Annotated in this window: 15 protein-coding genes; 6 read left to right on the top strand and 9 right to left on the bottom strand. The window is 61.3% G+C overall.

Annotation, left to right across the window (positions count from 1 at the left end; all coding sequences use genetic code 11):
- Positions 1–131 precede the first annotated feature (131 nt).
- The 3 genes from EPD66_RS08190 to EPD66_RS08180 all read left to right on the top strand — a co-directional run bounded on the left by EPD66_RS08190 (position 132) and on the right by EPD66_RS08180 (position 4,177).
- Positions 132–2,234: a ParB/RepB/Spo0J family partition protein gene (locus EPD66_RS08190; protein ID WP_142847999.1), complete on the top strand. Its 2,103-nt coding sequence runs from the start codon at positions 132–134 to the stop codon at positions 2,232–2,234.
- A gap of 216 nt (positions 2,235–2,450) precedes the next feature.
- Entirely contained in the window at positions 2,451–2,864 is a 414-nt protein-coding gene (locus EPD66_RS08185) for a hypothetical protein (RefSeq protein ID WP_142847998.1), read from the top strand.
- Between the two features lie 558 nt (positions 2,865–3,422).
- Positions 3,423–4,177, top strand: a protein-coding gene (locus EPD66_RS08180; RefSeq protein WP_370511869.1) for an IS5 family transposase whose coding sequence is annotated in 2 segments (ribosomal slippage) — positions 3,423–3,761 and positions 3,764–4,177 — 753 coding nt in all. Because the reading frame shifts where the segments join, the coding sequence is not laid out codon by codon here.
- On the opposite strand, the gene EPD66_RS08175 is transcribed toward EPD66_RS08180, so the two are convergent.
- The 7 genes from EPD66_RS08175 to EPD66_RS08145 form a co-directional block, all read right to left on the bottom strand.
- On the bottom strand, positions 4,108–5,187 hold the full coding sequence (locus tag EPD66_RS08175; RefSeq protein ID WP_142847997.1) for an NAD(P)/FAD-dependent oxidoreductase: 1,080 nt from the start codon (positions 5,185–5,187) through the stop codon (positions 4,108–4,110). The two genes, EPD66_RS08180 and EPD66_RS08175, sit on opposite strands and share 70 nt — an antisense overlap.
- A complete protein-coding gene (gene lspA, locus EPD66_RS08170) occupies positions 5,184–5,648 on the bottom strand; it encodes a signal peptidase II (protein WP_142847996.1) in 465 nt (154 codons plus the stop codon). Before lspA ends, EPD66_RS08175 begins: the two co-directional genes overlap by 4 nt.
- Positions 5,649–5,673: 25 nt before the next feature.
- Positions 5,674–6,417 (bottom strand): cytochrome c biogenesis CcdA family protein, encoded by a 744-nt coding sequence (locus EPD66_RS08165; protein WP_142847995.1) that lies wholly within the window; start codon positions 6,415–6,417, stop codon positions 5,674–5,676.
- Positions 6,417–7,037 (bottom strand): SCO family protein, encoded by a 621-nt coding sequence (locus EPD66_RS08160; RefSeq protein ID WP_142847994.1) that lies wholly within the window; start codon positions 7,035–7,037, stop codon positions 6,417–6,419. The genes EPD66_RS08165 and EPD66_RS08160 overlap by 1 nt, the downstream gene beginning before the upstream one ends.
- Positions 7,034–7,537: a copper chaperone PCu(A)C gene (locus tag EPD66_RS08155; protein ID WP_142847993.1), complete on the bottom strand. Its 504-nt coding sequence runs from the start codon at positions 7,535–7,537 to the stop codon at positions 7,034–7,036. The genes EPD66_RS08160 and EPD66_RS08155 overlap by 4 nt, the downstream gene beginning before the upstream one ends.
- Positions 7,534–8,148, bottom strand: coding sequence for a cation transporter (locus tag EPD66_RS08150; protein WP_142847992.1), 615 nt, complete (start codon positions 8,146–8,148; stop codon positions 7,534–7,536). The genes EPD66_RS08155 and EPD66_RS08150 overlap by 4 nt, the downstream gene beginning before the upstream one ends.
- Before the next feature lie 66 nt (positions 8,149–8,214).
- Positions 8,215–10,347, bottom strand: coding sequence for a heavy metal translocating P-type ATPase (locus EPD66_RS08145; RefSeq protein WP_142847991.1), 2,133 nt, complete (start codon positions 10,345–10,347; stop codon positions 8,215–8,217).
- Between the two features lie 210 nt (positions 10,348–10,557).
- Here EPD66_RS08145 and EPD66_RS08140 point away from each other — a divergent pair, with 210 nt between their 5' ends.
- The 3 genes from EPD66_RS08140 (at position 10,558) to EPD66_RS08130 (ending at position 12,142) form a co-directional block, all read left to right on the top strand.
- On the top strand, positions 10,558–10,998 hold the full coding sequence (locus EPD66_RS08140; protein ID WP_142847990.1) for a disulfide bond formation protein B: 441 nt from the start codon (positions 10,558–10,560) through the stop codon (positions 10,996–10,998).
- Positions 10,995–11,654: a thioredoxin domain-containing protein gene (locus tag EPD66_RS08135; RefSeq protein ID WP_142847989.1), complete on the top strand. Its 660-nt coding sequence runs from the start codon at positions 10,995–10,997 to the stop codon at positions 11,652–11,654. Before EPD66_RS08140 ends, EPD66_RS08135 begins: the two co-directional genes overlap by 4 nt.
- Positions 11,655–11,725: 71 nt before the next feature.
- The gene (locus EPD66_RS08130; RefSeq protein WP_142847988.1) at positions 11,726–12,142 is read left to right on the top strand and encodes a helix-turn-helix domain-containing protein; all 417 of its coding nucleotides are present in this window, start codon (positions 11,726–11,728) and stop codon (positions 12,140–12,142) included.
- A 7-nt stretch (positions 12,143–12,149) separates the two neighbouring features.
- Here EPD66_RS08130 and EPD66_RS08125 read toward each other — a convergent pair whose 3' ends face one another.
- Entirely contained in the window at positions 12,150–13,085 is a 936-nt protein-coding gene (locus EPD66_RS08125; protein ID WP_142847987.1) for a bile acid:sodium symporter family protein, read from the bottom strand.
- An 8-nt stretch (positions 13,086–13,093) separates the two neighbouring features.
- A complete protein-coding gene (locus tag EPD66_RS08120) occupies positions 13,094–13,459 on the bottom strand; it encodes a helix-turn-helix transcriptional regulator (protein ID WP_142847986.1) in 366 nt (121 codons plus the stop codon).
- Positions 13,460–13,620: the final 161 nt, after the last annotated feature.

Here is a 13,620-nt window from a genome sequence, read left to right as displayed (position 1 = left end):
CGATCCGCTTGTGCAGGCCGGGTGATCCCCCTCCGCCCGTCCGTCCTTGCACCTTGCACCCCCCGGTCTCGCCGACGGGCAGGGTTGCAGCGCAGCGCTGCGCTCCAACCCAAGCCCATAGGAGAAAGACCATGACCACGACCGACAACACCGCCCCGACCGTCGAACACGGCACGACCGTTTTCATCCCGCTCAACAAGCTCAAGAAGCACCCGAAGAATGCCCGCAAGACCCCGCACAGCGAGGCGTCTATCGAGGCGAAGGCGGCGAGCATCGCCGCCAAGGGGATGCTGCAAAATCTGGTAGTAGAGCCGGAACAGAACGCAGACGGCGAGCCGACCGGCTTCTATCTGGTCAGCGTCGGGGAAGGCCGCAGGCTGGCGCAGTTGCTCCGTGTGAAGCGCAAGCAGATCAAGAAGACCGAGCCCATCCGCTGCGTCATCGACACGGCGAACGACGCGGCGGAAATCAGCCTTGACGAGAACGTCAACCGCGAGAACCTGCATCCCGCCGACGAGTTCGAGCGCTTCCGCGAGCTTTCGGAAAATCGCGGATGGGACGCGGAGGAAATCGCGGCCCGGTTCGGCGTCACCGCGCATGTGGTGAAGCAGCGGCTTCGCCTCGGCGCTGTCAGCCCCAAGCTGATTCAGGTTTACCGCGACGGCGGGCTGACCATGGACCAGTTGCAGGCTTTCGCCATCACCGACGACCACGACCGGCAGGAACACGTCTTTGAAAACCTGTTCCACAACAAGGAGCCGTGGATCATCCGCCGCGACCTGACCGCCTGCAATGTGGCGGCTTCGGATCGGCGCGCGGTGTTCATCGGGCCAGAAGCCTATAGCGAGGCGGGCGGCTACATCATCCGCGACCTGTTCACCGAGGATCGCGGCGGCTTCTACGAGGACGCCGCGCTGCTGGACCGGCTTGCCCTCGACAAGCTGGAAAGGATCGCCGCCGAGGTTCGGGAGGCAGAGGGATGGAAATGGGTTTCGGCGCATATCGACTGGCCCCATGCCCACGGCATGCGCCGCACCTATCCGGGGCCGGTGGAGCTATCCGAGGATGATGAAGCCGCCTACGCCGCCGCGCAGGAGGAACATGAGCGTTTGACGGCGGAATGGGAGGACGCGGACGTGGACCTGCCGCCCGATGTGGATCAGCGCTTTGCCGATCTTGAAAACGAGATCGAGCGCATAGATTACAAGCGCTACGACTACGATCCCGACGAGATCGCGCGCGGCGGCGTTCTCGTGGTTCTCAACCATAATGGCAACGCCCGCATCGAGCGCGGTTTCATCCGGCCCGAGGACGAGGCCCCGGAGCCGGAGGAAGATGAAAGCGGGGATGACGAAACCGTCATCGACGGCGTTCGCGTCAATGGCGATGGTGAAATCATCGGAGAGGACGGCGAGCATGATGAGGGTGGAAACCATGTTTCCGCGCTCGGGGACGAGGAAAGGGAGGAAGACGGCAAGCCGCTGTCGGATTCGCTCATCCGCGACCTGACCGCGCATCGCACCCTTGCCCTCCGTCTCGCCCTTGGCGAGCAGACGGACATGGCCTTGATCGCCGTCACCCATGCACTCGCCGCGCAGACCTTCTATCGCGGCGGCGGGGACGCCCATTGCCTCGAAATCCGTCCGATCAGCGCCAGCCTTGGCGGGCATGCGGACGGCATCGAGGACACGGCGGCGGCGAAGGCGCTGGCGGATCGTCATGCCGGATGGGCGGCGGACATGCCTCGCGACGTGGCCGACCTTTGGGGTTTCATCGCCGGGCTGGACCATGCCAGCGTCATGGCGCTGTTCGCCCACTGTGCCGCGCAGACCGTCAACGCCCTCAAGCTGCCGTGGGAGCAGAACAAGCGCCACGCTCATGAAACGACGGACAGGCTGGCGACGGGGGTTGCGCTCGACATGACGGCGCACTGGACCCCGACCGTCCGGGCTTATCTCGGGCGCGTCACCAAGGCCCAAATCCTCGCCGCCGTGCGGGAAGCCCTTGGCGACGAAGCCGCCGAGCGGATCGCGGACAAGAAGAAGCAGGAAATGGCGGAAAAGGCCGAACAGCTTCTTGCCGGAACCGGCTGGCTGCCCCCTTTGCTGCGCACCGAGCGGCCCGCGTGGCTGGACAACGAGCAGCCGGAGGCCGCCGCCATGGCCGAGGACATGCCGGAGGCCGACAGCGCCGGGACCGTGGAGGATGAGCCTTTCCCCGTCGCGGCGGAATAAGCGGCGGGCCGGGATCGCGCCAGCGGTCCCGGCCTTCCATCGGAAAAAATCCCGGCCGCGCGGCTTCCCCGCGCGGCCGGATAACCTCGACAGTTCAACAATAGTCAGGCCCCACAGCCTCGACAGGACAGGCAAGCATTGGCACCATGCCGACGATCCAGCCGTCAGAATCGCGACGGCACGAAAGGCGGTGTGGCAAGTAGAAGGTGAAGGATCATGGTCGCAGTGATGTTCATGAGCGTTGCGCTGATCGCGCTTCTCTGCGTTCTCGCCTACACGCTCGCTATCTATGCGCTGCCCTTCATGCTCGGGCTGACCGCCGCGCAGTTCGCCTATCAGACCGGCTCTGGCCTGATAGGCGCGGGTTTGGTCGGCCTGTTCTCCGCTGGCGTCGCCTTCGGCATCCTGGCGGTGCTGTTCGAGACGATCCGCACACCCGTTATCCGTCTGATCGTGGCGCTTGTCTTCGCCGCGCCCGCCGCCGTCGCAGGCTATGCGCTGATCTATGGCATCACCAAGGAAGCCGTACCGTCCGAAATCTGGCGGCAAATCTTCTGCATTGTCGGCGGCGGCGTCGTAGGCGTGTCCGCCTTGACACGACTCGCGGCAGGGGCTCCCAAAACCGCGTAGCGGGTTTGCTACATCGCACAGGTTAGACGCACGAGGTGTCGCAGGTTTTGGGGAATTTTGCGACAGATCGGTCATTGACTGTTCAGCGCGGCGTTAAAGCCGAGAGCGATCGATATTCCCCCGCCGATGCGTTGAGCCAGTCGGCCGGCCTATGTGCGGCTGCTGAAGGAGCCGCGAGTACAGCTTAGGACGGCTTCCGACCTCATCCTGGTCATTCGTGTGGCCGGTCATCACTCCTGAAAACCAGACATTGCAGTTGGCCATCGTCATCCGCGATCATCACGAAAGCCTTACTGCCCGCCCGGCCGCTTGTATGGGATCACCGCGTCTATGACCGTGCAGGGTCGTCGTCCACGTATGCGCACGTCATCCCATTAGCTGCCGGAGCAGGATCTCAAGCATGCTGCGACAACCACGGAAGCATCTTCACCGACACCCATGACGAGGGCTGAAGCACGATTCCGTTGCCATGGGCGACCTAGGGTCGAAACCCAATCAGGCTGTTGAAGGTCTGTAGCAAATCAGATTCGCTGTCGTCGTTTTGCGATGGAGGCGATGATGAGCAGGCTTTTCTGGCTGGACGACGAGGCGTGGGCGGCGATCGAACCGCACCTTCCAAAAAACCAGCCGGGCGCGCGCAGGGTAGATGATCGCCGCGTGATCAGCGGCATCCTGCATGTGCTAAAGACTGGCTGCCGTTGGCAGGACTGCCCGGCCGAATACGGCCCGTCCACGACGATCTACAACCGCTTCAATCGCTGGTCCCGCCGGCAGCTCTGGAGCCGAATCTTGGACGCTCTCGTTGCCAAGGGCGTGCTTGCGCTGTCAGCGTCGATCGACTCCAGCTACGTGAAGGCGCATCGCTCAGCCCATGGCGGAAAAGGGGGGCGAAGGCGCAAGCCATCGGCCCGTCGCGCGGCGGCCAGACCACCAAGATCCATGCAGTGACAGACCTGCTCGGGCGGCCGGCCATTCTGCTGCTGACGGCAGGCAACGTCGCCGACGTCACTATGGCCGGGCCGCTGATGGACGCGGCCGGTCGAGTGCGCTGCCTGATCGCAGACAAGGGCTATGACGCCAACGCGTTGCGCAAACGCCTGCGGGCAGAAGGTGCCGAGGCTGTCATTCCGGGGCGATCGAACCGGAAGGTGCCGATCGCTTACGACAAGGTCCGCTACAAGGGGCGTTGGCGCATCGAGGCAGCCTTCTGCAGGCTGAAGGACTTCCGGCGCGTCGCCACTCGTTATGACAAGCTCGCCCGCAACTTCCTCTCGGCAGTGGCGCTCGCAACCCTCGTCGCGTTCTGGGTCTGAATGAGTCTCGACCTTAGGTGAAAAAGGCCCGCTACGGGAGACAGCCCGACCGTTTGCAGAAAGCTTCCATTGGAATCGGTACTACCTGCAATCTGGAGCCATTCGGTGTCGTCTCGGTATCCGATGCACCAGATGACGGAGTCGATCACCCGTTTCGATCCATCTGCAAAGAATGCGAGGCGGTCCTGTGAAGAGACTAAGCGTGTTGAAACCGCTACGCCCCTTTGTTCCAGATCGCTAAGGCTGCGATCCCTGTCCGGAAATGGGTCCGCGCGCCGCATCAGGCGACCTATCGCGGAGCCGGGCCTTGCTCTCATCAAGCCCAATGTGTGCAGCCACCACCATGTGCTCTTGCCCAGAATGCGCTCGGGAAACAGACGGCGCCTGCGTCCAACCGCAAGCATCACTTCATGGGTCAGAACCAGCTCGGCTGCGATGTCGCGTCCGCTTGCTCCATCCCCGACAACAAGGACCGTGCCAGGCGGGAGATCGCCGGGATTGTGATAACTTTCCGGTGTCAGTTGAGTGACCGCGCTGTCGAAGCCGGCAGCAATCGTTGGGACGATTGGTTTCTGAAACGCACCCGTCGCGACGATCACCGCCTTGGCGACCACGTGTCTGCCATCATCGAGTTGCGCGGTGAACCGCTCATCAGCGCGGCGTTCGAGCCGAGCCACGCCATTTCCGGAATGCACCGGCAGGTCGAAATGGCTGGCGTAGGTTTCGAGATAGTGCGCAAACGCGTCTCGCGTTGGGTAGCCGTCCGGGTCCCCCTCGAGCGCAAGACCGGGCAGCGAACTAAATGCGCGCGGAGTGAACAGAGTCAGGGAATCGTAGCGACGGCGCCAACTGTCACCGATGCGGGAATGGCGATCAACGATCAGGAATGAAAGCTCTGTTCTGGCAAGAGAATAGCAGGCTGCGAGTCCCGCTTGACCGGCGCCGATCACCAGAACGTCAACTTCCTCCGGCCCATGACTCACGGATAGCTGGCGAAAGCTTCTGTTCATGCCGCCTTTGTTTTGCCTCGTGCCAGAACGCTCTCCACCAGTAAAAGCCCTACCCCGCAGACAATCGCCACGTCGGCAAGGTTGAAGGCGGGCCAATGATAGCTGCCAATGTAAAAATCCAGGAAATCCGTCACGGCACCCTGCCGGAGCCGGTCGAGCAGATTGCCGAGCGCTCCCCCAACCACGAGCCCGAGGGCCGATGCCGTCAGGCGGCTGTCGCTTCGATGGATCCAGACCAGGAGCCCGGTGACTATGGCAAGCGTGAGCGCCATCAGGATCCAAGCCGGAGCCTGGCCGAACAATCCGAAGCTCACGCCGGTGTTAAAGCCGAGCACGAGATTAAAGAAGCCGGTGACGGGGATGACCTGAGGTGGATTCATAACATGGTTCAGGACCCACCACTTCGCCGCCTGATCAATGAAAAATCCGCCAAGGACGAAGGGAAGGCCGATCCTGAGCATGTCCAAATGTCCTCTAAACTAAGGCTTAGCCGATGCGGCCCAGAGCCGGGAAGGTCTGGAGCAGCCATATCGCAAAGCTGGTGAGATGGCCGGTGATCATGGCGATGCCCATCACCACCATCACCCCACCAGCGACGATTTTGAGCACGCGGCCAGTGCGGCGCATCGACATCATCCGAGCCATGAACCCGCGCATGAACAAAGCCGCCAAGATGAAAGGGAGGCCAAGACCAAGGGAGTAGACGGCGAGCAGCGTCGTTCCGCTTGCCACCGTGGCGTTGGCGGCGGACAGGGTCAAAATCGCTCCCAGCACTGGTCCGATGCAGGGAGTCCAGCCGAACGCGAAAGCGAGACCGAGGAGATAAGCAGCGCCGGCGCTTCCGCTGCCCGGATTGGCATGGAACCGCGCTTCACGATTGAGCCAGGGCATTGGCACGAGGCCTGTCGTGAACAGACCGAAGACGACGACGATCGCGCCTCCAATCAGGTTCGCTTCGAAAAGGTACATGCGCAGGAGCCGGCTCAACACGGTGGCGCTCGCCCCAAGGAGGACGAACACGGTCGCAAAGCCGAGCACGAAGCAGAGGCTGAGGCCGAGAGTTCGGCTTGCCGCTTTGAATTCGGCATCGGCCGCAGTGCCATCCGGGCTAATCGTGCGGCCTGCAACGTAGGAAATATAGCCCGGCACCAGCGGCAGAACGCAGGGCGACAGGAAGGATATAACGCCAGCGGCAAAAGCCGTCGCTATTCCGATACTGGAGAACTCCATCAGCCAATCTCGCCCACCAGACGGCGGAGCTTCTGCAAGCGAATCTCACGCGGCTCGTGCATGTCGAGCGTGCCGACGAATTGGCTCTCGGCATCCATCATGTAGACGCCTGCGGTGTGATCCATCGTGTATTCGCCCCCCTCCAGAGGCACTTTTCGCGCGTAGGCCGCAAAGGCCTTCACCACGGCGTCCGTTTCCTGTCGATTCCCGCGCAGTGCGAGGATGCGGTCATCAAAGGCTGTCATGTACTGAGCCAGCAGTTCTTGGGTGTCCCGTTCGGGATCGACGGTGAAGAACAGTACGTTGAACTGGTCGGCCACCGGCCCAAGTTCGTTCATGAGATCGCTAAGTTCGTAGAGCGTCGTCGGGCACACATCGGGGCAATGGGTGAAGCCGAAGAAGGCGAGATAAGGCTTTCCAGCCAGCGCAGCATTGTCGATCGTCTCGCCTCGATGGGATGTGAGCTGGAATGGACCGCCGATGGCTGCGGTGCCTGTCGAGGACGCGACCGCCGCGGTTTGCTGCTGCCAAGGCTTTGATAAGGACAGGCCGATGAAAAGCCCGCCGACAGCGGCGACGGCAACCCATGCAACAAGACGGAAAAGTTTGACGCCGCTCATTGGACAGCCTCTCCGTGCCCTTCATGTTCGCTCGCAGATTCCGGACGAGCACCCATGTTCTGCACAGCGAACTCAACGTCGATGGTACCGGCCTGCTCGAACACCAGTGTTGCGGCAAACCGCTCCCCTTCCTTCAAAGGACGCGATGGTTTCAAAAACATGATGTGTATACCGCCAGGTTGAAGTTCGATCGTATCGCCAGCCCCAATTTCGATGCCATTTTGCACCGGCCTCATGCTGGCAACCCCGTCGATCACGGTCGACTCGTGGATTTCCGCCCGTTCTGACAGAGGTGATGAGATCGAGACCAGGCGGTCGGCCATGTGGCCATCGTTCGTTAGCGTCAGATAGCCGCCGGCTACCGGCGCGACCGGCGGAGTCGCGCGTGACCACGGATGATCGATGGTGATCGAACCGGCCTGGAAGTCGTGACCCACAGCAGGAACGATCGACGCGGTAAGGGCAAGGAACGCGCCGGATAGCGCTCGCAAACTAATCATGTTGTTTTTCCTTTGTTTCCAGCTTCGCCGGCCTTCTCAAGGATTTCGAAGCCGCTTCTGACAACGACAACAACCACACCCACGCCAATGATCAGATCCGGGTATGGCGAATTGAAAAGGATCACGGCCAGACCCGAAAGCGCGATGGCCGAGTTCACAAGCATGTCGTTTGTCGTGAAAATCCATGAGGCTTGCAGATGCACGCCGCCTTCCCGATGTGATTTCAGGAACCACATGCAGACCATATTTGTAAGCGCGCTTGCTATCGCCACGGCGATCATGACCGGCCCTATCGGATCGGAACCAGTGAAGAAGCGACGTCCGACTTCGAATAGAAGAAGACCGGCGAAAACGATCAGGAGGATACCCGACAGCCGGGCAACTCGAACCTTCGCGGCCAAACCGCGTCCGACGACAAAAAGGCTGATGGCGTAGACACCTGCATCGCCAAGATTATCGAGCGCGGAACCCATCAGTCCTGTTGACTGAGCCCACCACCCTAATCCTCCCACAATGGCTGCCTGGGCCGTATTGATCGCAAGCACCCATGCGAGCGCCCATTGTTCGCTCTTCTCGGATGAAGTGGCACTGCCCTTGGACTGATTCCTCATAAATTACACCTCGGCTTTCTTGGCAAGAAGTGGAAGCCGCGACCTGCCTTCGCGCACTGCTTAAGCTCATTTGTCGCGGGTGCCGCGCCAGGTCAGCAGGCGCAACGCATTGGCCGTAACGAGGACCGTAGCGCCCGTATCGGCGAGGATCGCCATCCAGAGCGTGGTAATGCCGAATAGAGTCGTCACGAGGAAGACGGCCTTCAGACCAAGCGCTATGGCGATATTTTGCCAAATATTGCCGAGTGTCGCCTGTGACAACCCGATGAGATCGGCAACACCCGTCACCCGGTTTCTGAGCAGCGCGGCATCTGCGGTCTCCAAAGCAACGTCGGTGCCTGCTCCCATGGCGACACCAACGGAAGCGGCTGCGAGCGCCGGCGCGTCATTGATACCGTCTCCCACCATGGCGATCGGGCCATCAGCCTTGAGGCGGCCGATCTCGGCGAGCTTGGCGTCGGGCAACAATTCGGCGCTCGCCTCAAGGCCAAGATGGGCCGCGATGGCGTCGGCCGTGCGCTTGTTGTCGCCGGTCAGCATCAGTGGCCGCACACCCCGATCTGTCAGTCGCTTCACACCTTCGATAGCGTCGTCGCGTGGTTCGTCGCGCAGAGCGATCAAACCCTCGACGGTCTTGCCCTTTAAAAGCACAACGACCGTCTTGCCTTGGCTCTCCAGTGTCGTGATCGTCTCGGCGATGTTCTCTTCAAGGGCAGCCTGTTCGGCGGCATGACGGGGAGACCCGACCGAAGCGAAGCCGTCCTTCAATCGCGCTGTGACCGCCTTGCCTGGTGTGGCAACGCCGCCTCCGAAGGTGACGGGCAGTTCGAGCCCACGCGACTCCGCCGCCGCCACGATTGCAACCCCAAGCGGATGGCTGGTGTTGCGCTCGACCGCTGCCGCGATGGCAAGGACGGAGTTCTCGTCCCCATTGATCGGCACAATGTCCGTCACCTGGGGGTGGCCACGCGTCAACGTTCCCGTTTTGTCGAAGGCAACGGTTACGACCTTGCCGAGTATTTCCAGCGCCGCCCCGCCCTTGATCAGCAATCCCTGACGCGCGCCGGCTGCAAGACCTGACGCGATGGCCGCCGGCGTGGAAATCACGAGTGCGCAGGGACAAGCAATCAGCAGCGTGGCGAGACCCCGATACACCCATGTCATCCAGTCGCCGCCGAAGGCGAGCGGCGGTACGACAACGATCAGAGCCGCAACGACCATCGCGCCCGGCGTATACCAGCGGCTGAAACGGTCGATCATGCGCGCCGTTGGGGCCTTTGATTCCTGAGCTTCCTCAACCATGTGGATGATACGGGCAATGGTGTTGTCAGCCGCGACATGGCTGATCGACACCCGCAGCTCGCCATTGGCATTGATGCTGCCGGCATAGACGGTTGCGCCGGCTTCTTTCAGCACGGGCACGGATTCGCCTGTCACGGGGGCCTCATCGACCTCGGATACACCGTCAATCACCGTGCCGTCAGACGGCACACGGTCACCAGGCCGGACAACGACGACATCACCAATGGCCAGCTCTTCGGCAGCGACCTGCTCAACGGCACCGTCGCGCTCGCGGAACGCGACGCGAGGCACGAGGTCGATCAACGCCTCGATACCGGCGCGCGCGCGGCCAGCCGCTACGGTTTCAAGCAGTTCGCCCACTGCGAACAGGACGATCACGACAGCGGCTTCTTCGGCCTCGCCAATGGCGACCGCGCCGAGTGCCGCAACCGTCATCAACGTCTCGATGGTGAAGGGCGAGCCGGACATCGCTCCGGCGACCGCGCGCCTCGCGAATGGGATAACGCTGATCAAGGCCGCGCCTGAATAGAGCCATTGCTCCCAATCCGGCAGGATACGCGCGAGGGCGAAGGCAAGCACGAACAACGCGCCGGTCAGGAGGACAAGCCGACCCTTGCTGCCTTTCCACCACGCCTCTGTACTGCGCTTACGAGGCGGGCCCGCCTTTGTCTCCGCCTGTTCGATCACTGGCGTGTAGCCCAGCGCGCGGATCTTTTGCTCAATCGTGCCGAGGGCCGTGCGGTCCTCATCGAGTTGCAACGCGAGCGTCTCGTTGGCGTAACTGACATTGACGTCGCTAACGCCTGGCAGACGTTGCATCGCCGTTTCGATTTTCAACGCGCAGGATGCACAGTCCATGCCTTCTACACGCAGTTTGTAAGGGCTCGCTGCCGCCATGAGATGTCACCTCGACAATTTGATGTAACACCGCAGATAGACCCTGTAGCAACTACAGGGTCAAGGGCCGGTTTCTATGATTACCTTTGCGCGGCGATCCGTGCGCGAATTCGTCGCACAGAGACTTGACCTTGTAGCTTGTACAGGGTGCAAAGATGCTCGAAATACAAAGCTTGATGGAACGAAAGAAACGTTGCGAAAGGGAGTGCTATGACCACCGGTGCGGGCACGACTGAAAATGTCTGGGCGGCCGTGTTCTTGGCATGGCTCATCGCGCTTGCCGCCTCGCTGGGCGCTCTCTTCATTGGTGAGATTATGGGACAGACACCGTGCAATCTGTGCTGGTATCAACGCGCTTTCATGTTTCCGCTGGCGGTCATTCTGGCTGTTGCCAGCTTTCGGGGCGATGCCAGCGTTTCCTGGTACGGGCTTCCACTGGCCGCCCTCGGCGCCGCCATCGCGGCGTTCCACTCCTTGCTTTATGCGGGCGTCATTCCCGCCGCCATCGAGCCCTGTGGTCAAGACGGCCCATCCTGTTCGAGCGCGGATATGACGATTCTTGGCGTTTTGCCGCTCCCCTACCTATCGCTCTCTGCCTTCTTGAGCATTGCCCTTCTTCTCGTTCTCGCGCGCCGGAGGCGTCCAGCATGACCAGACGGTCCATCGTACTTTTCACTGGCCTCGTCGCACTGATCGTCTTTGCCGGCGGAGCCTTTCTCTACGACCGCTACGGCAGCACCTCGGCACAGCTCGTTGCAACACCGCAAGGTGATTCGATGGTCAGGACGCATTCACCAATCATTGGCCCTGCGGATGCGCCGGTGACGATCGTGGAATTCTTCGATCCGTCCTGTGAGGCCTGCCGAGCCTTCTATCCAGCCGTTAAGCAGATCATGGCGAATTTCCCTGACGAGGCGCGCCTTGTCATCCGATATACGCCCTTCCATGAGGGATCGGAGGAAGCCGTCAGGATTCTGGAAACGGCCCGTCTTCAGGACCGCTACGAACCCGTGCTGGAAGCCTTGCTGGCGCGCCAGCCGGAATGGGCCGTGCATGGTGCACCCGACCTTGTGAAAGCCTGGGAAATCGCAGCGGCGGCCGGGCTTGATGTCGAGCAGGCACGGCGCGAGATGTCCTCGTCCGAGATCGACGCGGTTCTTGAGCAGGACCTGGCCGATGTTCAGAGCAATAAAGTTCGCCAGACACCGACTTTTTTCGTGAATGGCAGGCCGCTCGAATCTTTCGGACCGCAGCAACTCCACGATCTGGTGCGTGAAGAGGTGGAGAGTGCCAGAGCGGCACAATAGGCGAGCCATCAAGATCGACAAACGTCCAGATCGAACCTACATTGACCCTGTATTCGCTATAGGGTCACGCAATGAACTCTTCAATTCTGACGATCGGACATCTTGCAAGGCAGACCGGCACCAAGGTCGAGACAATCCGGTTTTACGAGAAGAATGGTCTACTGCCCGAGCCGTCACGCACCGAAGGCAACTATCGGGCTTATGAGCCGGATCATCTGAACCGGCTGAGCTTCATCCGGCGCGCGCGTGATCTCGGTTTCTCGCTCGACCAGATCAGGGCGCTTCTCGCACTCTCCGACAATCGCGGGCAATCCTGTGCGGCTGTTGACGCCATCGCTAGTGAACACCGTGCAGAGGTTGAAAAGAAGATCACTGATCTGATGGCGCTTAAGGCCGAACTCGACAGGATGATCGACCAATGCGGGTGCGGCGTCGTCGCCGATTGCAGGATTATCGAAACCCTGTCTCCTCTGCCGTCGAGAACCTAATGACTGCTCACCGCAGCGCCGGGCCTCTCGATGCCAAAATCTTTGCGGCGATCGGTGACGTAATCATCTGGATCACAGCGAAGAAGGCGGCAGGCACGGCGATTTTCGAGGGCAACCCGGACGCCGCTACGAACGCCGCTGCAATGGAGAACTCCTTTTTGCTCACCGTGAACAGGTAGGCGATCAGTTCTTGCCGGTCGGCCACAAAGACTTGCGCGACGGACCCGACCGCATAGCCGATCAGGTTCAGCGTGAGCGCGGCCAGCGCGATCACGAAGGCGAACCAGCCATAGCCGAGGATTGTTTCGGCGTTCGGACCGACGACCGCCAGAAGCAGGAGCAGATAGAGCACCGAACCAAGAGAGGGATAGAGGCCATCGTGTCGGCCGACCGCTTCCGGGTATCGCGTGCGTAGGTAGATCCCGATCACGGTCGGCAGCACCACGATCTGCACTAATTCCATGATGACCGCCCCGATGGGAACTTGCAGCTCGATTCCGGTGAGAAGCAGGAACAGGATTGGCACGATGAAGGGCGAAAGCACTGTGTTGACCGCATTGAGGACCGCCGCGAGGGCGACATTGCCGCGTGCGAGCAGGACCAGCAACGGAGCGGAAACGTCAGTCGGCAGAGTGCCGACAAGGGTTTGACCGGCGGCCAGCGGCCCAGAGCCGAAGAACAGCCGCCCGGTGAACCATCCGGCGAGCGACATGGGACCATAGACGAGGCCAAGCGCCCAAAGCTGCCGGCTCGGCTTCCGGAAAACCAGCTTCACGGCGTGAGCGTCGAATGTCAGGCTGATGACCAGCATCAGCAATGCCAGAAGCGGGCTTATGCCGCTTTCAAGGACCATGCCGAGCGAAGGGACGAGCAGGCCAAGCGCGGCCGTTACAACGGCCAGCAGCAGGAGATTGTTTTCAACAAAAGCGAGGGCTTTCTGCATCGGCAGTCCTATTCGCAGCGGATCGTGCCGGTCGGGCGGCCCTCGCATTTCGCGAACAGGGCAATCGCTTGATCGCAATATTTGCAGTGACCTTGGCAGCAGTCGTGCATGAGGAAGGCGACGAGATCGGAGAGCGCCGGCCAATCGGCGCTGTAGATGATCGACTTGCCATCTCGCCGCCCCTGCACGAGTCCGGCACGCTCCAGTTCCTTGAGATGGAAGGAGACGCGCGACGGCGGCGCATTATCGAGCGCGCCGGCGATGGCACCAGCGGCCATGCCGTCAGCGCCGGCGACGACCAACATGCGGATTATCCGCAAGCGGTCCTCGTGAGAGAGCGCGGCGAAGCCCGCGAGCGCGTCGTTTTCGTCCATATCATTTCAACGTTTCATGTTTTGTTGAAATTGTTGCTTATAGACGGAGCGCACTCGCGTCAATGTCGCGCAAATCCTAAAGCCTGCAACAGATCGGCCGATCCTGGAAATCAAAGGTCTCCGTGTCGTATGTCTTTGTCGTTAGCGGCGGAAAACGCGCG

It is taken from the genome of Telmatospirillum sp. J64-1, assembly GCF_006980715.1.
GTDB lineage: Bacteria > Pseudomonadota > Alphaproteobacteria > Rhodospirillales > Magnetospirillaceae > Oleiliquidispirillum > Oleiliquidispirillum nitrogeniifigens.
The sequence above is the reverse complement of the archived record's forward strand: the minus strand, read 5'-3'. Positions and strand labels throughout refer to the sequence as shown.